This window comes from Hydrogenophaga sp. (assembly GCF_025699295.1).
Lineage (GTDB): Bacteria > Pseudomonadota > Gammaproteobacteria > Burkholderiales > Burkholderiaceae_C > Hydrogenophaga.
Genome location: NZ_JAILWB010000006.1, coordinates 183511 through 206128 on the forward strand (window position 1 = coordinate 183511; position 22618 = coordinate 206128).

Annotated in this window: 22 protein-coding genes; 9 read left to right on the forward strand and 13 right to left on the reverse strand. The window is 64.9% G+C overall.

Translation table 11 applies throughout. From position 1 onward, the window contains the following. The 3 genes from K5880_RS08175 to K5880_RS08185 all read left to right on the forward strand — a co-directional run bounded on the left by K5880_RS08175 (position 1) and on the right by K5880_RS08185 (position 1851). Positions 1-540, forward strand: a complete 540-nt coding sequence (locus K5880_RS08175; protein WP_297650606.1) for a DUF3833 domain-containing protein — start codon at positions 1-3, stop codon at positions 538-540. Between the two features lie 80 nt (positions 541-620). Continuing rightward, the gene (locus tag K5880_RS08180) at positions 621-1400 is read left to right on the forward strand and encodes an SDR family NAD(P)-dependent oxidoreductase (protein ID WP_297650726.1); all 780 of its coding nucleotides are present in this window, start codon (positions 621-623) and stop codon (positions 1398-1400) included. Positions 1401-1407: 7 nt separating this feature from the next. Further along, entirely contained in the window at positions 1408-1851 is a 444-nt protein-coding gene (locus K5880_RS08185; RefSeq protein WP_297650607.1) for a nuclear transport factor 2 family protein, read from the forward strand. A gap of 20 nt (positions 1852-1871) precedes the next feature. Here the strand turns inward: K5880_RS08185 and K5880_RS08190 are convergent, their stop codons facing one another. Further along, positions 1872-2486 (reverse strand): glutathione S-transferase N-terminal domain-containing protein, encoded by a 615-nt coding sequence (locus K5880_RS08190; protein ID WP_297650608.1) that lies wholly within the window; start codon positions 2484-2486, stop codon positions 1872-1874. A 124-nt stretch (positions 2487-2610) separates the two neighbouring features. On the opposite strand from K5880_RS08190, the gene purB reads away from it, so the two are divergent. Next, on the forward strand, positions 2611-4038 hold the full coding sequence (gene purB, locus K5880_RS08195; protein ID WP_297650610.1) for an adenylosuccinate lyase: 1428 nt from the start codon (positions 2611-2613) through the stop codon (positions 4036-4038). Positions 4039-4045: 7 nt separating this feature from the next. On the opposite strand, the gene K5880_RS08200 is transcribed toward purB, so the two are convergent. Further along, positions 4046-4471: a DUF3717 domain-containing protein gene (locus K5880_RS08200; RefSeq protein WP_297650612.1), complete on the reverse strand. Its 426-nt coding sequence runs from the start codon at positions 4469-4471 to the stop codon at positions 4046-4048. 452 nt (positions 4472-4923) lie between these two features. On the opposite strand from K5880_RS08200, the gene K5880_RS08205 reads away from it, so the two are divergent. Both K5880_RS08205 and K5880_RS08210 read left to right on the forward strand, forming a co-directional pair. Next, complete coding sequence (locus K5880_RS08205) at positions 4924-5676, forward strand: TerC family protein (RefSeq protein WP_297650614.1); 753 nt, start codon at positions 4924-4926, stop codon at positions 5674-5676. An 82-nt stretch (positions 5677-5758) separates the two neighbouring features. After that, positions 5759-6109: a phage holin family protein gene (locus K5880_RS08210; RefSeq protein ID WP_297650616.1), complete on the forward strand. Its 351-nt coding sequence runs from the start codon at positions 5759-5761 to the stop codon at positions 6107-6109. Positions 6110-6127: 18 nt separating this feature from the next. On the opposite strand, the gene K5880_RS08215 is transcribed toward K5880_RS08210, so the two are convergent. Next, the gene (locus K5880_RS08215; protein WP_297650618.1) at positions 6128-7771 is read right to left on the reverse strand and encodes a M48 family metalloprotease; all 1644 of its coding nucleotides are present in this window, start codon (positions 7769-7771) and stop codon (positions 6128-6130) included. Between the two features lie 57 nt (positions 7772-7828). Between K5880_RS08215 and moaC the strand changes: the two genes are divergently transcribed. Continuing rightward, entirely contained in the window at positions 7829-8323 is a 495-nt protein-coding gene (gene moaC / locus K5880_RS08220; RefSeq protein WP_297650620.1) for a cyclic pyranopterin monophosphate synthase MoaC, read from the forward strand. Positions 8324-8326: 3 nt separating this feature from the next. Here the strand turns inward: moaC and tfpZ are convergent, their stop codons facing one another. From tfpZ to sucC, 9 genes are all read right to left on the reverse strand, one after another. Further along, positions 8327-9094 (reverse strand): TfpX/TfpZ family type IV pilin accessory protein, encoded by a 768-nt coding sequence (gene tfpZ / locus K5880_RS08225; RefSeq protein WP_297650622.1) that lies wholly within the window; start codon positions 9092-9094, stop codon positions 8327-8329. 363 nt (positions 9095-9457) lie between these two features. After that, entirely contained in the window at positions 9458-11200 is a 1743-nt protein-coding gene (locus K5880_RS08230) for an O-antigen ligase family protein (RefSeq protein WP_297650624.1), read from the reverse strand. Positions 11201-11221: 21 nt separating this feature from the next. Further along, positions 11222-11710: a pilin gene (locus K5880_RS08235; protein ID WP_297650626.1), complete on the reverse strand. Its 489-nt coding sequence runs from the start codon at positions 11708-11710 to the stop codon at positions 11222-11224. 190 nt (positions 11711-11900) lie between these two features. Further along, a complete protein-coding gene (locus tag K5880_RS08240) occupies positions 11901-12704 on the reverse strand; it encodes a 3',5'-cyclic-nucleotide phosphodiesterase (RefSeq protein WP_297650628.1) in 804 nt (267 codons plus the stop codon). A gap of 194 nt (positions 12705-12898) precedes the next feature. Then, a complete protein-coding gene (locus K5880_RS08245) occupies positions 12899-13528 on the reverse strand; it encodes an FHA domain-containing protein (protein ID WP_297650630.1) in 630 nt (209 codons plus the stop codon). Between the two features lie 54 nt (positions 13529-13582). Next, positions 13583-14371 carry a Stp1/IreP family PP2C-type Ser/Thr phosphatase gene (locus tag K5880_RS08250; protein WP_297650632.1) on the reverse strand — a complete coding sequence of 263 codons (789 nt, stop codon included), beginning with the start codon at positions 14369-14371 and terminating at the stop codon, positions 13583-13585. 10 nt (positions 14372-14381) lie between these two features. Continuing rightward, positions 14382-17063 (reverse strand): serine/threonine-protein kinase, encoded by a 2682-nt coding sequence (locus K5880_RS08255; protein ID WP_297650634.1) that lies wholly within the window; start codon positions 17061-17063, stop codon positions 14382-14384. Between the two features lie 229 nt (positions 17064-17292). Continuing rightward, positions 17293-18186 carry a succinate--CoA ligase subunit alpha gene (gene sucD / locus K5880_RS08260; protein ID WP_297650636.1) on the reverse strand — a complete coding sequence of 298 codons (894 nt, stop codon included), beginning with the start codon at positions 18184-18186 and terminating at the stop codon, positions 17293-17295. A 22-nt stretch (positions 18187-18208) separates the two neighbouring features. Further along, on the reverse strand, positions 18209-19372 hold the full coding sequence (gene sucC / locus K5880_RS08265) for an ADP-forming succinate--CoA ligase subunit beta (protein ID WP_297650638.1): 1164 nt from the start codon (positions 19370-19372) through the stop codon (positions 18209-18211). A 169-nt stretch (positions 19373-19541) separates the two neighbouring features. On the opposite strand from sucC, the gene argC reads away from it, so the two are divergent. Next, positions 19542-20453 (forward strand): N-acetyl-gamma-glutamyl-phosphate reductase, encoded by a 912-nt coding sequence (gene argC, locus K5880_RS08270; RefSeq protein WP_297650640.1) that lies wholly within the window; start codon positions 19542-19544, stop codon positions 20451-20453. Between the two features lie 104 nt (positions 20454-20557). Beyond that, positions 20558-22117: an MFS transporter gene (locus tag K5880_RS08275; RefSeq protein ID WP_297650642.1), complete on the forward strand. Its 1560-nt coding sequence runs from the start codon at positions 20558-20560 to the stop codon at positions 22115-22117. Positions 22118-22125: 8 nt separating this feature from the next. Here the strand turns inward: K5880_RS08275 and recX are convergent, their stop codons facing one another. Further along, positions 22126-22587 carry a recombination regulator RecX gene (gene recX / locus K5880_RS08280; RefSeq protein ID WP_297650644.1) on the reverse strand — a complete coding sequence of 154 codons (462 nt, stop codon included), beginning with the start codon at positions 22585-22587 and terminating at the stop codon, positions 22126-22128. Positions 22588-22618: the final 31 nt, after the last annotated feature.

Below are 22618 nucleotides of genomic sequence, written 5' to 3' on the forward strand. Positions count from 1 at the left end.
ATGCGAAGACGCCTTCTTCTCACCGCCGGCATCGCCACGGCCGCATCGCTGGCCGGTTGTGCCGGCCCCCGGGTCTCGCAGTACGCGACCGAAAAACCCGTACTCGACCTGCGCAGCTATTTCAACGGCACGCTGGACGCGTACGGCGTGTTCACCGACCGTTCGGGCTCGGTCGTGAAACGCTTCACCGTGGTGATGCTTTGCAGCTGGAACGGCGACGACGGCGTGCTCGACGAAGCCTTCAGCTACAGCGATGGCACCACAGGAAGGCGCGTCTGGCGCATGAAGCACCTGGGCAACGGCCGCTTCAGCGGCACAGCCGACGATGTCGTGGGCGAGGCTCGCGGTGAGCAGCAGGGCAACGCCTTCCGCTGGGGCTACACGTTGCGACTTCCCGTCGATGGCAGGACCTGGGACGTGCAGTTCGACGACTGGATGTACCTGATGGATGAGCGCGTGATGCTCAACAAGGCCGAGATGAGCAAGTTCGGCGTGCGGCTGGGCGAGGTCACGCTGTCGTTCGTGAAGCGCACGCCATGAATCCCACGCCACGGGCCTTCGCCGACGCACCGACCGCAACACCGCAAACGTCGGCTCGCGGCTTCTCGTTGCTGCGACCGATGAACCCGCCGATCACCGACTGGCGCGGCCTGCGGGTCTGGCTGGTCGGCGCCTCCAGCGGCATCGGCGAAGCCACGGCGTCGGCCCTTCATGCGCGCGGCGCGCAGGTGCTGGTGTCGGCGCGCAAGGCCGAAGCGCTGCACGCCTTCGTTGCCACCCATCCGCCGCGCCATGGCGTGGTTGCTCAGGCATGGCCCCTGGACGTGACCGACCCGGAGGCCGTGGCACGCGCCGCACGCGAGATCCTGGCGCAGGGACCCCTCGATGCCGTCATCTACTGCGCGGGCCACTACAGCGAGATGCGCGCCACCGACATGGATCTGGACGAGCTGCAACGCCACCTCGACATCAACTACACCGGGGCCCTGCGGGTGCTGCACGCCGTGCTGCCCTCGATGACCGCGCGCGGGCGAGGCCACATCGGCCTCATCAGCAGCGTGGCCGGCTTTCGCGGGCTGCCCAAGAGCCTGGCCTACGGGCCGACCAAGGCGGCGCTCACCAACCTGTGCGAAACCCTGTACCTCGACCTGCATCCGCTGGGTCTGGGTGTGAGCGTGGTGCACCCGGGCTTCGTACAGACGCCGCTGACTGCGCGCAACGACTTCGCCATGCCCGCGCTGATCACGCCGCCGCAAGCAGCCGTCGCGATGATCGAGGGCTGGGCGCGCGGAGCGTTCGACATCCACTACCCCAAGCGGTTCACCCGCTGGATGAAGTTGCTGCGCGTGCTGCCCTACCGCGCCTACTTTCCGGCCGTGCGCCGCTTCACCGGGCTATAACCAGGCCATGCACGCCCCGGACCACCGCCCCGCCGTCGACCGCCTCTGCCACTGGTTCGAATCGCTCTCGCCGCAGTCGCTCGCCCAGTTGGGCGACTTCTACACCGTGGATGCGCGCTTCAAGGACCCGTTCAACGAGGTGTGGGGCATTCCGGCGATCACGCGCGTCTTCGAGCACATGTTCAACAGCCTGCACGAGCCGCGCTTCGTGGTGACCCACCGCATCACTGACGGCGCACAGTGTTTCCTGGTGTGGGAGTTCCACTTCCGCTTCCAGCGCTTCGACAGCGCCATCGAACAGGTGGTGCACGGCGGATCGCACCTGCAGCTGGCCGAGGATGGCCGCGTCAGCGACCACCGCGACTACTGGGACGCGGCCGAGGAGCTGTACGAAAAGCTGCCGCTGGTGGGCCGGCTGATGCGCTGGTTGAAGCGGCGCGCGAACCGCTGACGCCATTCCTCCTGGCGCGATCAGACCGGCTGGGTGTCGATGAAGCTCTGGCGCTGGTTGAGCTTCTCGGCCAGACGCGCCAGATTGGGGTACTGCGTGCGCCAGTCGATCACCGGGAAGCGGAAGTCCAGGTAGCCCAGCGCGCAACCCACGGCCACGTCGGACAGGCTGAAGTGGATGCCCGAGCAGAAGGGCTTTTCACCCAGGCCCTGGCTCATGGACTTGAGGCTGGCGTCGACCTTGAGCAACTGGCGGTCGATCCAGGCCTTGCAGCGCTCCGGGTCGGTGCGGCCCGGCCAGGTGGACTCCAGGCGCGCGAGGATCGCGGCATCGAGCACCCCGTCGGCCAGGGCCTCCCAGGTCTTGACCTCGGCACGCTCGCGGCCCGAGGTCGGGATCAGCTTGCCCACGGGCGAGAGCGTGTCGAGGTACTCCACGATCACGCGCGAATCGAACATGGCCTCGGCGCCATCCATCACCAGGCAGGGCACCTTGCCCAGCGGGTTGGAGGTCATGATCTGGGTGTCGGCGGACCACACATCTTCCAGAACGAGCTGGTAGTCCAGCTTTTTCTCGGCCATGACGACGCGCACTTTTCGCACGTAGGGGCTGGTGATGGCGCCAATGAGTTTCATGGGGAGTTCTGGGCGGTTGAAGGGGAACACGATTCTAGCCAGCCCGCAAGAGGATGCCCCCGGGCATCGGCCAAGGCGCCCAGCGGCGGACCGTGGCCACTGGAGGGCCTCCTACAATCGCGGGATGCGCCCGACCTCCTCTTCTCCCGCTGCTTCCTCTCTCCCCTTGTCCTCCGCACCCAGCACCATCTCGGCCCTGTCTCCGCTCGATGGCCGCTACGCCGCCCGCCTGGCCGGCCTGCGACCCTTCATGAGCGAGCAGGGCTACATGCACCGCCGCGTGCAGGTCGAGATCGCCTGGTTCATCGCCCTGTCCGATGCCGGTCTTGCCGAATTCAAACCACTCTCGCCCGGTGCGCGCACCTATCTGATGGGCCTGGTGAAGAATTTCAGCGAAGCCGACGGCCAGGCCATCAAGGACATCGAAAAGGTCACCAACCACGATGTGAAGGCCGTCGAGTACTGGATCAAGTCGCGTTTCGAAGCGCGGCCGGAACTGGAGAGATCGGCCGAGTTCGTGCACTTCGCCTGCACCAGTGAAGACATCAACAACACCAGCCACGCGCTGCAGCTCAAGGGCGGACGCGATGCGGTGCTGCTGCCCGCGCTGGATGCCGTCATCACCACACTGCGCGAAATGGCCCACGCCTACGCCACCGTGCCCATGCTCAGTCGCACACACGGCCAGACCGCCAGCCCGACCACCGTGGGCAAGGAGATCGCCAACGTGGTGGTGCGCCTGGGCGCCGCGCGCGAGAAGATTGCGGCGGTGAAGCTCATGGGCAAGATGAACGGCGCGGTGGGCAACTACAACGCTCACCTGAGCGCCTGGCCCGATTTCGACTGGGAGGCCTTCAGCCGCAACGTGATCGAACAGCCCGAACCGCTCGGCCTGGGCCTGACGTTCCAGCCCTACAGCATCCAGATCGAGCCGCACGACTACATGGCCGAGCTGTTCGATGCGGTCGCGCGCGCCAACACCATCCTGATCGACCTCTCGCGCGACATCTGGGGTTATGTGAGCCTGGGCTATTTCAAGCAGCGCCTCAAGGCCGGGGAGATCGGCTCGTCGACCATGCCGCACAAGGTCAACCCGATCGACTTCGAGAACGCCGAAGGCAACCTCGGGCTGGCCAACGCGCTGCTGCGCCACCTCTCAGAGAAGCTGCCCATCAGCCGCTGGCAACGCGACCTGACGGACTCCACCGTGCTGCGCAACATGGGCGTGGCCCTGGGTTATGCCGTGCTGGCCTACCACTCGCTGGGCGTCGGTCTGGGCAAGCTCGAGCTGAACGAAGAGGCCATCGCCGCCGATCTGGACGCGTCGTGGGAAGTACTGGCCGAGCCGATCCAGACGGTGATGCGCCGCTATGGCGTCTCGGGCGCGTACGAGAAGCTCAAGGAAGTCACACGCGGCAAGACCGTGACCGCCGAGGCGCTGCACGCACTGATCCGCAGCCTGGAGATCCCCCAGCCCGAGAAGGACCGCCTGCTGGCGATGACGCCAGGCAGCTACGTGGGCAAGGCCACGGAGCTGGCACGGCGGGTGTGAGCCCGATTCACTTTCCGCCGGCCGGGCTGTCTTCGAGCGCGCGCTCGGCATAACGGTTGAAGCGCCAGGCATCGCCCTCGATGGTGATGCGCCGCCAGCTCGCTCGCTTCTCACCCGGGGTCATCTCGGTCCAGCGCTGCACCTCGTCGAACGTGCGTCCACAGCCCTTGCAGACTTCGTCACCCTGGCTGGTCGAGCAGATGGCGATGCACGGGGTGTCGGGCGTGGACTCGTACCAGCGCATCCAGGCGGCCCGTGCCGCAGCCGGCAGGGTGACCTCGTCGGCCTCGGTTTCGTGGTGCCACACCATCAGCGCATACACCTCGGCCAGCGCACGCGTTTCCTTGCATAGCGACACACCATCTGGCGAGGGTGAGCGCTCACGCCAATAATTGATCGCGGCTTCGATATCGGTGATGTGGATGCCGGCCATGGGGTGTGCATGATAGCCAGTCCGGCCATGGACCGAGACGCGCCAGCGTCAGAATCTGCCCCGGCCTTGTGGTAACTGCGTACCGGCGACGCCGGCCGCCAGAGGTGGGCGCCGGTACAATCGCGGGTCTCGAAGGGGAGTAGCTCTCCGCTCCGGTGCAGGCAGGCCCCACACCCGCGCGCGCCGGACATTCGGTCTGTCGTCAGTACGAAGCCACCGCTTCCGGCAGCCCGGGCCCGGCCATCCATCGCCGGGTCGAGCCAGACCTTTGATGGGCCTTCCAGGGGCCGATCAAGGCATGTCCGTTCCCTTCGCCAGCGCAGGCGCGCCGCCGCGGGCAGACAGACAGCGCCTTCCGGTCGCCACAGGGGGTCGATCACGAGAAGGTCGGGCGGACGCAATCGAGCATGCCTCGCGTCTTGCCCTTTTGGACAATACACAACGAGGAATTTATGGATTTCCTGACATCGCCTGCGTTCTGGGTGGCCCTGGGACAGATCATCATCATCGACATCCTGCTGGGTGGTGACAACGCGGTCGTGATCGCGCTGGCCTGTCGCAAGCTGCCGCCGGCTCAGCGCACCAAGGGCATCATCTGGGGCACGGCCGGCGCAATCGTCCTGCGCGTCATCCTGATCGCGTTCGCCATGACGCTGTTGCTGGTTCCGTTCATCAAGCTGGTGGGCGCGCTGCTGCTGGTGTGGATCGGCGTGAAACTGCTGGCCCCCGATGACGAAGCGCATGGCGACATTCAGGGCAGCGACAAGCTGCTCGCTGCCATCAAGACCATCATCGTTGCCGACCTGGTGATGAGCGTGGACAACGTCATCGCCATCGCCGGCGCGGCGCAGAACGCGGGCGAGCACTCCTTCCTGCTGGTGGTGCTGGGCCTGCTGATCTCCATTCCCATCATCGTCTGGGGCAGCACCATGGTCATCAAGCTGATGGCGCGCTTCCCCATGATCATCACCCTGGGCGGCATGCTGCTGGGCTGGATCGCGGGCGGCATGCTGGTCACCGACCCGGCCTTCGTCAACCCCGACAAGTGGCTCTGGATGCCCAAGCTCGGCACGGTGGACGAAAAAGGCATCGCCGTCATCTCCGACACGCTGTACTGGACGGCCCACGTTGCCGGCGCGCTGCTGGTGCTGGCCCTGGGCAAGTGGATTGCATCGCGCCGCCCGCCGGTGGCGCACGAGGCCTGATCGGGCCTTTTCCCTTCCGGCCTATCGGGGGCGGCGTCCGCAAGGGCGCCGCCCTTTTTCATGGCGGTGTATGCTGCCCGCCATGAAACTCATCCTGACCTGGCTGCTGGCCGCCTGCGCACTTCTGGTGGTCGCCTACATCTACCCCGGCGTGCAGGTGCAGAGCTTCACCTCAGCACTGATTGCGGCGGCGGTCATCGGCCTCTTCAACGCAGTGCTGCGCCCTGTGCTGGTGCTGCTCACACTGCCGGTCACCATCGTCACGCTGGGTCTGTTCCTGTTCGTCATCAACGCGCTGCTGTTCTGGGCCGCCGCCAGCGTGCTCGACGGCTTCCACGTCAACGGCTTCCTGGCCGCCCTGCTGGGCTCGCTGATCTACTCGGTGCTGATGCTGGTGGTCAACTCAGCCCTGCGCTCGGTACTTTCCCGCTGACTCAGGCACCACGGCGTCTCAGCGCCGGCTTTCCTCTTCGAGTACCGATTCGCGCAACCGCGCCTCCACCTCGCGCCGGCGACTGTCCACAATGGCCAGCTCCATCGCATCGGCGCTGCGCTGGGCGACGGGCAGCGCCTGTGCCACCTTGAAGCGCTCGACAGCGCCCGCGAAGTCCAGGTGGGCGGCGCGCGATTCGGCCTCGGCGCGGATCGCTCGCAGCGCATGCCCCTGCAAGGTGTAGGCACGCGAAAGGATTTGCCAGGCCACGGCATCGCGCGGCTGCAGCGCCACCCAGGCCTGCAACCGCGAGACGGCGCGTTGCGGCTGGCCGGTGGCCAGCGCGGCCTGCGCGCCCAAAAGGGCGCTCGCGCGCGAGGTGCCCGCCAGCATCTGTTCGCGCAACTCTGCCAGGCTGGCCGACTGAGACGCGCTCAGGGGCGTCCCCGGTGCCAGCAGCACCTCCAGCAGCAAGGCATCGACCGTCGGACGGGCCTCCGGGGCCACCGCGCCACGCAGGCGCTGGGCCAGTTCCAGCGCCAGGTCGCGCTGACCCAGCCTGAGCGCCGACAGCGCCGCCGCATAGCGGTCGCCCGCCTTGGCATCCGCCGACTTCCCGCTGGTCAGCCAGGCGCGCTGGCGGTCGGGACTGTTCTCGGCCAGCACGCGGGCACGGGCAGCCATCAGTCCATGGATGGCGCGCGACGGCATGGCCAGACCGGCCGTGGCATCTCCACCTCCGCCCATGCCTGGCAGGTCCAGGCGCAGACCTCCAGAGCCCGTCGCCGGGCCCGCGCCGCCCGCCACAGCCATGCTCCGAGATCCCGCCGCTGGCGCGCCCGGCGCCCCCACCGGACCCTGCGGCAAACGCGCGCGCATGTCCGCGATGCGGTCGCCCGTCAGCGGGTGGCTGCGCAGGTACGGGAAGGAACCGTCGTCGTAGCGCGATGCTTGCTGCATCTTGTCGAACATGCTCACGAAGCCGTGGCCGTCGAAGCCGGCGCCCGTGAGCACCCCGAAGCCCACACGATCGGCCTCGCGCTCCATGTCGCGTGAGAAGTTCAACTGCGACTGGGCCGCCACTGCCGAACTGCCCACGATGGCCGCGCCGCCCACCTGGGAATTGGCGCCCGCCGCCAGCGCGCCCAGGATCATCGCGCCCATCAACCAGGGCGCCATGCGGTCCTGCTGCGTCATCATGCGTGCGATGTGGCGCTGCGAGACATGGCTGAGTTCGTGCGACATCACCGAGGCCAGTTCCTCCGGCCGCTCGGTGATCGCCACCAGGCCCAGGTTCACGCCCAGGTAGCCGCCCGGCAAGGCAAAGGCATTGACCCGCTTGTCGCGCGAGACCACGAGCTCCCAGGCCAGGCGCTCGGCCAGCTCGGGCGGCACGTCACCCCGGTCGCGCGCCGCGCCGAGCAAGGGCTGCCACAGGGCCTGCAGGTAGTCGCCCAGCACCGGGTCGTCCAGGTAATCCGGATCACGGTAGATGTCGCGCGCGATGCGGTCGCCCAGCCGCCGCTCGGCCGCAATCGACATGTCCTGGCCGTCCCCCAGGCTGGGCAGGGCGGACGGTGAGCCGGACTGGGCAAACGATGGGGGCGCGGTCGGCAACAGCAGGGACACCACCAGCAGGGACGTCAAGGGAAGTGAACGCATCCCCGTATGATGCCGCCAAGCCCCACCGGTTCTGTAAAACCGCCGAAACAAGTCCCCATGACCGATACAAACCCTTCTTCCCCACTGACCCATTTCGACGCCCGGGGCCAGGCGCACATGGTGGACGTGGCCGCCAAGGCCAGCACCCACCGGGTGGCGGTCGCCGAGGGGCGCATCACCATGTTGCCGGCCACGCTGGCACTGATCCAGGTGGGCACCGCCAAGAAGGGCGACGTGCTCGGCATCGCCCGCATCGCCGGCATCCAGGCCGCCAAGAAAACCAGCGACCTCATCCCCCTGTGCCACCCGATAGCGCTGACACGCGTGGCGGTGGAGTTCGACATCGAGCCCGACACCCACAGCGTGCTGTGCCGCGCGACAGCCGAATGCACCGGCCAGACCGGCGTGGAAATGGAAGCCCTGTCAGCAGTGTCGGTGGCCCTGCTCACGATCTACGACATGTGCAAGGCGGTGGACCGGGGGATGGTGATGGGGGGGGTGCGATTGAGGGAGAAGCGGGGGGGGAAGAGCGGGGAGTTTGTGACGGGGTGAGCCTCAAGGATCGTACGGATCGACCGGCAGATAGCCCACCGGTTGAGCGTTGTGGCGGTCAAGCAGGATGGTCCAGAAAGAAGTCCTTCCAACCAGGGGCAGGTACAGGACCTCATCGGCGTTCAAGCTTTCCAGCGCGGGGGATCGAACCCAGGCCTCCCGGGCATCCGACCTTCGGTCCAACAGTTCCCGCACCGGTCTAGCCACTGCCAGCACCTTTGGTACCGAGTCCTCGTAGGCCATCCAGAGGTCGGGGCGTGCCCCCAGATGCACGCCACCCAAGGCGGCCATGGTGGCATCAGCCTCCTCTTTCGCGTCAACGAAGGGGCGCACGGCCACCATGCCCGGCCCGAGGAGCGACAGAACCCTAGCGCCCGGCGGAGCGCGGTCCAGCAGTTCAAGCGGAACCTCAACGGCGTGGACCGCTCGAAAGCGATCGATTTCGAATGCCAGAAAGACAGGACGCGCTTGGTACACCGTCCAGACGCCGTAGGCCAGAGCGGCCAACTGAATCAAAACAATCAACCCGACGTCAGTGCGCCATTCGCGCTTCGGCTTACCAGGGCTTGATACCACCAGTGTCGCTCCGGGCCCCAACACCAGGTCCACGAGCGCAACAAGGAAAAAGAGGTTCAGCCCACCGGACAGTGACCGGAAGGGTTCCGGGTACCAGACATGGAACATCCCCAGCGCGATGAACCCGATCACCACCGCACTCAAGGCCATGTGGGCCCCTGCCGCCTTCATGCGCCAACGCCAGCTCGTTGCCATCAATTTTTTCTCCTGTCTTCAAACAAGCTGAAATGTAAGAAAGCGAGCGAAAAATCATGCTGCATCGACGCGAGTCTCGCAAGACGGCTAGCGCCGCGTCAGTTTGGATGAAGACATTGATTCCACCATTAGGCCACGACCTCAGCCTCCAACTGGCCTTTCAGCTCTTCGTGCAGCTCGTCGCTGTGCTGAGTGCGAAGGATGCGCATTGGCCCGAATCCTTTGGTTGTCTCTCCGTTGAGGGCCAAATCCTTGGCATAACGATGGCAGGCATCCGAGCTCAGCTGGGCATCGCAAGGTGCACTCCAAAGGGCGTAGAACCGCGCAATCGTGCTCCCCATTGTGGGAGCAATCGAAGTCAATTTAATGGATAACTGAAATCTTCAGCTTTTTTTCAATTTCGGCGCGGAACTTTAGAGATATTTTCTCGCCATGCAGGACTTGGATCACTTGAAGTTGCCGCTCAGCCTCGGCCGCCTCCCCTTTGAGGGCAAGAGCCAGCGCATATCGATACTGTGTGCCCGACCATGGATAGCCTAGCGCAGCTCTCTTGAGGGTCAACATCTCGTTCAAAGATAAATCCGGCCCAGGTTCAATTCGCGCCGCAGCTGTCAGGGTATCAAGCTGTGTAAGCAAACGAATCTTCGGCGGCCTATGCTCTTCGGGCACTTGACCAATTCGAAGGAGCTCGAAACGAGCCACTTGGAAGTCTTTCTCAACCTGCACATACTCCCATACCGACCATGCAGAAAAAGTAGTGGCAATTAGCAAAGTTACAGATGCAGGTTTAAGGCCTAGTTGAAATTTTTTTCCCTGGTCGAGCGCTCTTTCCATTGCGCCTACTCCCAGCATTGCTGGCACTAGCAAATATGAATAGGAAAACGGAAATTCCAGCATCGAATGCACTGCAAGCGGCAGTAGGACCGCAAAACCAAACCATGATAGAGGTGATTGAACTACGACCATCCTGCGCAGAGCCCAAACCCCTGCCACAAACATCAAAAGGCATGTGATTGGAAGTCCGACCCACAGGATCAAATCGATCACAATATTGTGACTATAGGTAAAGGGGAGGCTTTTCTGGTACAGGTGCGCTACTGCATTGTGAGCTTCGGCAGTTTGATGAATTCCCCAACCCCACCATGGTTTTTCCAACGCCGCAGCGATCAACTGAGGCCACACATCCATCCGGCCTTCTTTGATGGCGTCGCCCAAGCGCACACCCAACGCGCCAGAAGATACGCGAACCATTGCGAGCGCGGCAGGCCAAAGCAAAAACATCGCAGCAAACAGTGCAACAATCGGTGCGACCCACAGGCGTGACGCTTTCGGGGTTATCTGGGGTTGTTTCCAGCACCACCAACCTATTAGTGCAATGAAGCTCAAAGCCCCTGTTCGCGACTCCGTGACAGCCAGCCCGGCAGTCAGGAATACCATCAAGAGCAGGAGAACTCTATTGCCCAACCATCTTGATCCATGCAGGAAAATGGCGCTCGCCAACGCCATGACGATCAAAGTGCTCAAATGATTAGGTTGACCAAGATTTGCCCCTGGGCGCCGAACACCTGGAATAGGCAGTATCCATGAAGCGGTTTTCCAGACTTCCAGCACTTGGGCCAACGCCACTGCTACCGATGCGACACCCCCAACAATCAAGGTGAGTGCCAACAGAACGCTGTAGGGCAAGCCTGCCCGGGCAGATACATCCGGCAAAGACGGCTGCATCAATCCATATCCCAAAGAGATTGAGATCACACACAACGACAAGTACAAGCCAAAGACAAACAAGTCGCCAAAAAAGACAATGCTCCCTGCTGCCCATTGCAGCAACCCTACCAAGAACAGGAACAAAAAGGGCCAGACTGATATAGGAAATGCAATTCGGGAGTTGGGTGCAATAAAGATTGCTTTGGCAACCGCAACCCACGCGGCCAGCAACACGGCAAAGAAGAATGGTACCTCCGCATGCCAGCTGACCCAGGGCGATATATGGCTTGTAGTTAGCCAGCCTGCCAGAAAGAGCGCCGACACCGTAATCGGCACCAAATCAAGCAAAGAAAAACGCCCCAATGGGGCGTTTTTCTTTTCATGCGGGATTTGCGTCAAGCAAGAATCCAGATTTGACACTTAAGGCGTGGTTGCGACAAAGGGACCAGCCGTGGCAGCGACTGTCGTATCGCGGCAAGAACCCGGGAGGAACTTGGCGTCAACCGATCCAGGACCGCAAAGCCAGCCGGTAACTGCGTCGCCAGCGGGATTGAGAGTAGGTCGGAGAATGATGGTGCCGTTTGCGCCAGAGCCGATGTTTTGCGACGTTGCTTGCACGGCGCCTGCGGCATTGGTGGCGATTTCTTGAACGTACTGAGACGTGCTCACCGAAGCTTCGCAGCCCCATGCTCCAGCAGCAGGCAAGGAGGCGGTCAAGCTGGTCTGGTAAACCTCGGTGACGCTCGTACGGCAAGCCGAAGCCGCCAGAATCACTTCCGACATCTTGGCGCGCTTGGTGTAGTCCTGATAAGCCGGCAGCGCAACCGCAGCCAGAATACCGATGATGGCCACCACGATCATCAGTTCGATGAGGGTGAAACCTTTTTGCAGGGAATGCTTGAGCTTCATGGGGAGACTCCTTGGAGACAGGGGGTTGGGTTACGGACGCTTCCTTATCAGCAGACGCCGTGCCAACCTGAAATGGCCTGTTTTCTGCAGCCTATTTCACGCTTAAGCCCCTCACAGTGACATTTGGTGACCAGTGCGCCGGGATATGACCGACATTTTTTGTCACCTCCGCCCGGTCGGACAGGATTTGTCAGAGTTCGAAGGTCTGTCCGGCGCTGAGCCAGCGAATGTCGTGGCGCACGCTTTCCGCCCGGCGGGGCGCTTCGTCGAAGTCGCGGATCTCTTCCATGATCAGGCCCGTTTCCGCCGGTTTGGTGTGGGTGATGTAGATCGGATAGCGGCTCCCAGGGTCAATCTGCTCGAGTTCCTGGGCCAGGGTGCCCGGCGCCAAGTGCAGGCTGCGCTGGGCAAGTTCGTGTTCGCGGTTGCTGAACGCGGTCTCGATCACCAGCAAGGCCACGGGCAACTGGTTGATGCGTTTCCAGAACGCGGGGTTGCGCCCTGTGTCGCCACTGAATACCCAGTGGCCGGACGCGCTCGCGGCGGCGAACCCGACCGCGGGCACGGTGTGCACGGCTGGCAGCACCTCGATGGCCTTGCCCCCCACGTGCAGCACCTCGCCCACGGCGATGGGCACAAAGCGCATGAGGGGCGTCTCCGCACTCGGTATGGCGGAGAAGTCGGGCCAGATCAGGTTGTTGAAGATGTGGCTGCGCAATGCCTCGATGGTGCCGGGCAGGGCGTGTACCTGCAGCGGTGCGGCGCCCGCCGCCATGCGGCGCGCGGCCACGGCATCCAGCATCAGGGGCAGCGCGGCCACGTGGTCGAGGTGGGAGTGTGTGAGCAGCACGTGGTCGACGCCCGCCATCTCGGCCAGGGTCAGGTCGCCCACGCCGGTGCCGGCGTCGATAAGGACGTTGTCGTCCAGCAAGAATGAAGTGGTGCGGCAACCTTGGGAGATGGCCCCAGAACACCCCAGAACACGGACCCGCATCGGCAGCTTTGGCATGGCATGGCCGGCACTGCCAGCGCATGAAGACTTGGAATGTGATCGCGTGTGCCGTCCCGGGGACTGCTCGACGATCGCCTGCCGAAGGCTACCTGTTCACCGGAGTCCCGGATAGGACTTTTTTGGCATTTTTGCAACCGGGCGCTCGCCAGGGCGAGCGCCGCAAGGCAGCAGTCCGGTCAGTGCTGAACAAACTGCATCTGGGTACCGGCGAGCTCCAGCAGATCACCGTGGTGCAGGTTCACCGCGTCGGTGCCGATGGCGTTGCCGTTGATGGTGGGCTTGAGCGTGCCTTCGACGAGGGCCACGACGTAACCATGGGGACGGCGGGTGATGGCGGCCACGGCCACGCCGGGCTTGCCGATGGTGGTGACCACTTTGACCAGGGGAACCTCGCGCCCGGCTGCCGTGCCGGACATGACCTTGATGGCGGCGCTGCCCAGCGAAGCGCCCTGGGAGTCGCCTGCATCCACCACGGCGCCGGCATTGATGACGGTGGTCTTTTCGTAGCTGTCCGTGGCACCTTCGTGCACGAACTTGATCTTGTACTTGCCGATCTCGACGCTGTCGCCATTCTGCAACTGCTGCTTCTTGATCGCCTTGCCGTTGACGTAGGTGCCGTTGGTGCTGTTGAGGTCTTCCAGAAAGACGTCCATGCCGGACATCTGCATCACAGCGTGTTCACCGCTGACCGCCAGGTTGTCGATGACGATGTCGTTATAAGGACGGCGGCCGAGCGTGGTGCGGTCTTTGGTGAGCTGCACTTCCTTGATGACGACACCGTCGATGGAAACGATCATTTTCGGCATGGCCGACTCCTCTGGAACCTGTAAGTTGAATTCTGGATTTCCGCAAACACGCCGCTAACCCTTGCCAAGCATCCGCGACAGCAGACCCTTGCGCACAGGCTTGGAACGAGCATACGCCAGTATCACCGAAATATTGTCGCGTCCGCCAGCGTCGTTGGCGGCGTCGACCAGGGCATGGGCCTTTTCTTCGAGCGTGCCGGCGGTGACCAGAATGGCGGCGATGCGCTCGTCGCTCATCATGTCGCTCAGGCCATCCGAGCAGAACAGGTACAGGTCCTCGTCCTCGACCCGGTGCTCGTTGACTTCGAGCAACACGGTGTCTTCCACACCCAGCGCGCGGGTGACCAGGTTCTTGTGGGTGGCGTACTGCGCCTGTTCGAGGGAAATGAGCCCGGCGTCGATCTGCTCCTGCAGCAGGGAGTGGTCGCGCGTGATCTGCATGAAGCTGCCGGTGCGCAGGCGGTAGCAGCGCGAGTCGCCCACGTGGCCGATCATGGCGCGCGCGCCGTGGAACACGCCCATCACCAGGGTGGTCCCCATGCCGGCGTACTGCGCATTGGAGTTGGCGGCATTGAAGATGGAGCGGTTGGCGTTGTCGATGCAGATTTCCATCGCCCGCTTGAGCTCGCGCGCACTGGCTTCGTGGCCGCCTTCGGACATCCAGCGCCCCAGCTCCGTCTTGATGAATGTGGTGGCCATCGCGCTGGCGACTTCGCCCGCGTTGTAGCCGCCCATGCCATCGGCGAGCACAGCCACCTGGTTGTCGGGATCGAGGGCCACGGAGTCCTCGTTGTTGTCCCTCACCAGGCCCGGGTCCGTTAAGCAGAAATACTCAAAAATCATATTGTTCGATTTATAAGCGGATATCGGGGCTGCTGCTTTCGAGCACGGCGCGCGTAGCCGGGGCTGGCGTGACAACAGTGGCAAGCAATGCGTTTTCATCGCCGCGCCCGGCAGGCCCGGCGGCCCCGTCGGGGGCAGCGGACGCCTCCAGCACGGCAAGGACTTTGCGCAGATCGGCCGCCAGTTCTTCCCCGGTCTGGTACCTCTGTGCGGGCGATTTGGTGAGGGATTTGCCCAGTATATCGACCAGTTCCCGGGGCAGTTCCGGACGCAGCGTGTGCACGTCGGGCGCCGGCACGTTGGCAATCTGGTACATCAGCGCGGCCAGCGAATCGCCCCGCAGCGGCAGCACGCCGGTGAGCAACTGGAACAGGCTCACGCCCAGCGAATAGAGGTCCGAGCGGCCGTCCACACGCTGTCCAGCCAGTTGCTCGGGCGACATGAAGCTGGGGGTGCCCAGCACCATGCCGGTCTTGGTCTTGCTGGACCCGGTGATGCGGGCAATGCCGAAGTCGGTGACCTTGACACTGTCCGTGGCGGGGTCGTACATCACATTGGCCGGCTTGATGTCGCGGTGCACCACCTGCTGCCGGTGGGCGTGGTCCAACGCCAGCGCCACGCGTTCGCCGATGGACAGCACGGTGGCCACCGGCAGCAGTTGCCCCGCGCGGGTGTGCTCCACCAGATCCTGTCCGGGCAGGAATTCCATGGCGATGTAAGCCAGGTCGTGCTCCTCGCCGGCATCGAAGATCGTGACGATGTGCGGATGCTGCAGGCGCCCGGCGGTTTCGGCCTCGCGAAAAAAGCGCTCGCGGGCGTCCGCCAGTTCGGCGCCTTCGAATTCAGCGCTGAGCGCCAGCGTCTTGATGGCCACGGTGCGCCCGATCTTGGGGTCGCGACCGAGATAGACCACGCCCATCGCGCCCTTGCCCAGTTCCTTCTCGACCTGGTAGCGCCCCAGCATGGGCTTCTCGACGCCACCGCCGGTGAGCAGCAGCGTGCCCCCTGGGTGGGAGGACCCGCCGCCCAGCACCACGGTTTCCGACAGGTTCCTGGCGCGCTGGAGGCGCGCCTGCAGGTCGGCATCTGTACGGTCGAACCGCGCCATGTGCTCGTACACCGCCTCGGCCTTGTTGAACTGGCGCTTGCGCTCGAAATCCAGCGCCAGGTGCTTGAGGTTGTCCATCAATGCCTCGCTGTGCGGCACCCGGCGCAGTCGATCGAAGGCCATGTCGAGCTGGCCCTGGCCCTGGAGTGCAAGGCCCATCATGCGGTTGGTCTCGGCCGACTCTTCGTCCGACTTCAGCTTGCCTGCCTCCGTCGCCAGGAAGCGGCGGGTGGTGAGCGCCAGGTGCCCGATGAGCAACAGGGCGACCGGGAACACCAGTGGCAGCCAGATCGCGGCCGCCGCCAGCAACTGGTACTCGGCGCCCAGCAGCGCGATGAACAGTCCGGCCGTCAACACCGCCGCCGCCGCGGCCGACAGGCGCGGCAGCACCAGCACCACATAGACCGCCACCAGCAACAGCACGGCCAGCACAGCCAGGCCGCTCCAGGCGGGCTGGGCAATGAAATGCCCACTGAGGATGCTCGACGTGATGTGCGCCAGGATCGTGGCGGGCGACATCGCTGCGGACACCGGCGTGGTGAACAGCGTGCCCACGCCGGCGGCGGTGGCGCCAACGATGACGATCTTGTCGGCGTACTTGCTCGCGGGAATGCGGCCCGAGATCACGTCGTAAAAGGAATCGACCGGGAAGGCCGGGCGCCCATCGCGGTTGGCATAAAACTGCGGCAGCGTGCGCGCCGCAGCATCGGTGGGAATCAGGGTGCGGCCCAGCAGCACGCCCTGGCCCGGCAGCGGGCGGATGTCGTCCCGGGTCAGGTTCAGGCTGTGGGCAGCGGTTGTCAGGCCCATGGACGGCACGGCGAAGCCATCGAACTGCACGAGCAGCGGCTCCTGACGCACCGAGCCATCGGTATCGGGAAACTGGTTGAGGTGTCCCACGGCACGTGCCGCCTCGCCCACAGCGGCCAGGGGTTGCTGCGTACGCAGCGCGGGAACGCCAAAACCGCTGTCATTGGCCACCGCGCTGCGCTGGGCAAAGGCCGGCAGCGGCTGGTCGGGGCGCCCCACGGGTTGGCCCAGGTCAAACACCGAGGGAACGATCACGTTGCCGGCACGCGCCATGCTGGCCACGAGGCGCGCATCGGAGTCCAGTCTCTGTTCGGCCTCGCCGATAAAGTCCTGCAGACGCTGGCGCGACATCTCGCCCAGGTCAGGCAGCGGCGCCGCGCCCGGTGCCGAACCATCCAGCATGGCGCGCAATTCGCGCAGCTGGGTCAGCCCGCGATCGGTCTGCGGTTCGAAGAAAAACGCGGTGTGTGCCACGGTCTTGGCCCTGGCCGCGCCAAGCTGGTCGATCAACTCGGCGTGAACCTCGCGGGGCCAGGGCCAGCGACCAATGTTGGCAATACTCTGGTCGTCGATGGCGATGATGGCGATGCGGTCGCTGGGCTGGCGGTTGCTGGCGGCGCTCGCCATGTCGTAGAAGCGGCGCTCCAGCCCCGCGAACAGATCGGTCCAGGCGTGCAGGGCAAACACGGCGAGCACCACCAGCAGGCCCATGAAGGCATCGGATCGCCAGATCCGGCCGGGGCCCTTGCGGGGGTTCGTCTTGTGGGTGGACACGTCGCACATTCTCCGGGTCGGTTCGCCTGCTGGTCGCCGCGAACTGCCCGAAGGTCAGAGACAAGCGCACCGTCGGTGCGGCGACATACGCCCGCACCCAAAATGTAGCATTTTGTTTCAGGGCCTCGCATCAGGGCAAGCGTGTTTGTGGATTTGGTGCCGCACAAACGGCGCACACATGAAAAAAGGCAACGCAAGCGTTGCCCTTTTCACACCGGTGCGGACCGAATCAGAGCAGCGCTTTGAGCAGTTTGGCCATTTCCGACGGATTGCGCGTGACCTTGAAGCCGCACTCTTCCATGATGGCCAGCTTGGCGTCTGCGGTGTCCGCGCCGCCAGAAATCAGCGCGCCGGCGTGGCCCATGCGCTTGCCTGCGGGCGCGGTCACGCCCGCGATGAAGCCGACGATGGGCTTCTTCATGTTTGCCTTGCACCACATCGCGGCCTCGGCTTCGTCGGGTCCGCCGATCTCGCCGATCATGATCACGGCGTCGGTGTCGGGGTCGTCGTTGAAGGCCTTCATCACGTCGATGTGCTTCAGGCCGTTGATGGGGTCACCCCCGATGCCGACGGCGCTGGACTGGCCCAGGCCGATTTCGGTCAGCTGCGCCACGGCCTCATAAGTCAGCGTGCCCGAGCGGGACACGACGCCGATGCGGCCCTTCTTGTGGATGTGGCCCGGCATGATGCCGATCTTGATCTCGTCGGGAGTGATCAGGCCCGGGCAGTTCGGGCCCAGCAGCAAGGTCTTCTTGCCGCCGGCCGCTTCCTTGGCCTTCATGCGGTTGCGCACTTCCAGCATGTCCTTGACTGGAATGCCTTCGGTAATGCAGATCGCCAGATCGAGGTCGGCCTCGACGGCCTCCCAGATGGCGGCGGCAGCGCCCGCGGGCGGCACATAGATCACCGACACGGTGGCGCCGGTCTGCGACGCGGCTTCCTTCACCGAGGCGTAGATCGGGATGTTGAAGATCGATTCACCGGCCTTCTTCGGGTTCACGCCGGCGACGAAGCAGTTCTTGCCGTTGGCGTATTCCTGGCACTTCTCGGTGTGGAACTGACCGGTCTTGCCGGTGATGCCCTGGGTGATGACCTTGGTGTCTTTGTTGATGTAGATCGACATGGCGTTTCTCGCTTTCCTGGGCTTAGGCGTTGACGGCGGCGACCACTTTTTGGGCGGCTTCGGCCATGGTGTCGGCGCTGATGATGGGCAGGCCCGATTCGGCCAGCATCTTCTTGCCCAGTTCCTCGTTGGTGCCCTTCATGCGCACGACCAGCGGCACATTGAGGTTGGTCGCCTTGCAGGCGGTGATCACACCCGTGGCGATGGTGTCGCACTTCATGATGCCGCCGAAGATGTTGACCAGGATCGCCTTGACCTTGTCGTTCTTGAGCATGATCTTGAACGCCTCGGTCACCTTCTCGGGGGTGGCGCCGCCGCCCACGTCGAGGAAGTTGGCCGGCTCGGCGCCGAACAGCTTGATGGTGTCCATGGTCGCCATGGCCAGGCCGGCGCCGTTGACCAGGCAGCCGATGTTGCCATCCAGGCTGATGTAGGCCAGGTCGAACTTGGAAGCCTCGATCTCGGCCGGGTCTTCTTCGTCCAGATCGCGGTAGGCCACGATTTCGGGGTGACGGAACAGCGCGTTCGAGTCGAAGTTGAACTTGGCGTCCAGCGCGATCACGTTGCCCTTGCTGTCGCGGTTGAGCGGGTTGATCTCGACCAGCGATGCATCCGTGTCCATGTAGCACTTGTAGAGCTTCTGGAAGATGTCGCAGGCCTGCGCGGTGGAGTTCGCCGGCATGCCGATGCCGTCGGCGATTTCCTTCGCCTGCGCGTCGGTCAGGCCGGCCAGCGGATCCACGAACACCTTGATGATCTTCTCTGGGGTGGCGTGCGCCACTTCCTCGATGTCCATGCCGCCTTCGCTGGAGGCGATGAAGGCCACCTTCTGCGTGGCGCGGTCGGTCACGACCGAGACGTAGTACTCTTTCTGGATGTCGGCACCGTCCTCGATGTAGAGGCGGCGGACCTTCTGGCCTTCGGGGCCGGTCTGGTGCGTCTTGAGCTGCATGCCCAGGATTTCACCGGCCAGGCGCTTGACGTCGTCGACCGACTTCGCCACCTTCACGCCGCCACCCTTGCCACGTCCGCCGGCATGGATCTGGGCCTTGACCACCCACACCGGGCCGCCCAGCTTCTGAGCGGCTTCGACCGCCTCCTGCACCGTAAATGCCGCAATGCCACGCGGCACGGGCACACCAAACTGGCGCAAGATTTCCTTGCCTTGGTATTCATGGATCTTCATGAGGTCTCTCTCAGGAACGGGTAAAAGAGTGACGGCCGAACCGGGGTGGCCGCAAGGAGGACACTGAAAACAGCAACCGAGGACTGTATCATGGTGCAACGCACCAAAAGCGCGCATCCCCCGCGCCGGATGGTGTACCCCGTATCCCAACTGACAAGGCAGGGCAGCCATGGCAAAGGTTTTCATCGATGGCGAAGCAGGCACCACCGGGCTGCAGATCCGCGAGCGCCTGCAGGGCATGCCGCAGATCGAACTGGTGAGCATCGCGCCCGAGCGGCGCAAGGATCCGGCGGCCAAGCGCGAGCTGATGGCGCAGGTCGATCTGGTCGTCCTCTGCCTGCACGACGATGCGGCGCGCGAATCGGTCGCCATGATCGATGCCCTGCCTGGCAGACAGCCCAAGGTCATTGACGCATCGACCGCCCACCGCACGGCACCGGGCTGGGTGTTCGGTTTCCCCGAGCTCGCCCCCGGCCAACGCGAGGCGGTGGCAAAGGCCAGCCGCGTCGCGAATCCGGGCTGTTACGCCAGTGGCGCCATCGCCCTGTTGCGCCCCTTGATCGATGCCGGTGCGCTGCCGGCGGACCATCCGGTCTGCCTGCCTGCGGTGAGTGGCTACACAGGGGGCGGGCGCACCATGATCGAAGCCTACGAGAAAGGCGAGGCCCCTGCCTTCGAACTGTATGCGCTGGGGCTCAAGCACAAGCACATTCCGGAGATCCTGGCCTACACCGGGCTCACGCGCCGGCCGGTCTTCGTGCCTGCGGTGGGCAACTTCGCGCAGGGCATGCTGGTGCAGTTGCCCCTGCACCTGGATACCCTGCCCGGGCAGGCCACGTTGGCGGGTCTGCACGAAATCTATGCGAAGCACTACGCGGGCAGCGAATGGGTGGGGGTCGAACCGGCGACCGGGAACGGCAAGCTCGACGCACTCGCCCTCAACGACACCAACCGGCTGGAAATCCGCGTATTCGGCAATGAAGAGGCGCGGCAGGCGGTGGTGGTGGCACGGCTGGACAACCTGGGCAAGGGCGCCAGCGGTGCGGCGGTGCAGAACCTCAGGCTGATGCTCGGGCTGTGATGCCCCGCCGGGTTGTCGAAACCCGGCGCGCCCGTTCGTCGTACACCTGAATGGCGCCGACACAGGTATCGGCGCGGTCCACCGCCGAACCTTGAGGAGCCCCCATGTCCGTTGACCCCATGCCGAACGACGCAGCCCCGGCGCGCGCCACGCGCCGCGAATGGATAGCGCTGGCGGTGATCGCGCTGCCCTGTCTGGTCTATGCCATGGACCTCACCGTGCTGAATCTGGCCCTGCCGGCGATCAGCGCCGACCTCAAGCCCTCGGCCGCGCAGCTGCTCTGGATCATCGACATCTACGGCTTCATGGTGGCCGGCTTCCTGATCACCATGGGCACGCTGGGCGACAAGCTGGGCCGCCGCCGGCTGCTGCTGATCGGTGCGGCCGCCTTTGCCGCAGCCTCGGTCGCGGCAGCGATGTCCACCACCGCGCAGGCCCTCATTGCCACCCGCGCGCTGCTCGGCATCGCGGGCGCCACACTCGCGCCGTCCACACTCTCGCTGATCTCCAACATGTTCCGCAACGAGCGCGAGCGCCGCATCGCCATCGGCATCTGGATTTCGAGCTATTCCGTGGGCGGCGCCATCGGCCCGCTGGTGGGCGGTGTGATCCTGCAGTATTTCGCCTGGCCCGCGATCTTCTGGGCTGCGGTGCCCGTGATGCTGCTGTTGCTGGCGGTCGGCCCGTTCCTGCTGCCCGAGTACCGCGACCCGAAGGCCGGCCGGCTGGACCTGGGCAGCGTGGCGCTGTCGATGGCCGCGGTGCTGGGGGGCGTGTTCGCGCTCAAGCAGGTGGCCGAGGGCCATGCGGGCGCAGCGACCTGGGCCGCTGCCGCCCTGGGTCTGTTCGCCGGCGTGTCGTTCGTGCGGCGCCAGCGCCGCATCGCCTACCCACTGCTGGATCTCAAGCTGTTCGGCCAGCCCCGTTTCGCCGCGGCCATCTGCACCTATGCACTGACCTCGTTCGCCATGTTTGGCGTCTACATCTTTGTCTCGCAGCATCTGCAACTGGTGCTGGGCCTGTCGCCATTGATTGCCGGTCTGTGCACGGTGCCCTGGGCGCTGTCGTTCGTCGTGGGTTCCATGTTCACGCCTGCCATTGCGCAGCGCCTCGACGCGCCCCGGACCATCGTGATCGGACTCGTGGTGGCAGCCGCCGGCTTTGCCGGCATGGTGCTGGTGGACAACGTGCACGGACTGGCCTGGCTGATCGGCGGCATGGTGTTCATGGGCCTGGGCATGGCGCCGGTGTTCGCGCTCGGCAACGACATCGTCATCAGTTCGGCGCCGCCCGAGCGCGCGGGCGCCGCCTCCGCGCTGTCCGAGACCAGCTCGGAGCTATCGGGCGCGCTGGGCATTGCCGTCTTCGGCAGCCTGGCCACGGGGTTGTACCGGCATGGCATGGCGGGCCGGATACCGGCCGACCTGTCGGCCGAGGCCCTGGCCAGCACCTCCACGCTGGGTGGCGCGCTGGAGGCGGCCCAGAGCCTGCCCGCTCCGCTGGCCGAGGCCCTGCGCCAGACCGCGCGAGCAGCCTTCGTCGACGGCCTGCAGGCCGCAGCGCTGCTGGGCACGGGCATCATGGTCGTCAGCGCCTGGCTGGCCTGGCGCATGTTGCGCACGCCCCGAACGCTGGCCGGCGCGTCGGCCACGTCCACCGGCTGAAGCCGCGCTCAGGTCTCGTCTTCGTCGCCCGCTCGGCCGCGAACGACGCGCCGCACGGCGGCAGCGCTGAAGCCGCGCGTGAGCAGGAAACGCACCTGCCTGCCGTGCTCGGCGGCGTCCTGCGGGGGTTCGCCGAACTTCTTGCGCCAGACCTCGCGCGCCCGCACCTCCTCGGTCTCCTGCAGGCCGGCCACTGCATCGGCCACCGCCTGCGGGTCCAGCCCCTTGGCCTGAAGTTCCTGGCGCACGCGCGCCGCGCCCAGTCGCGTGGCACGCCGGTGCAGCACGGATTCCAGTACGCGCTGCTCGTTGATGAAGCCCTTGGCCTGCAGCTCGTCCAGCGCCCGGGCCAGTTCGCCCGGCTCGGTCTCGTGCGGGCTCAGCTTGCGCTGCAGTTCGGCGCGCGAATGTTCGCGCCCGGCCAGCAGGCGCAGGGCGCGGCCCTTGAGAGAGATCTGGTCAAAGCCCATGCAACGGCACCCGTGCGCGCGGCACGGGCGG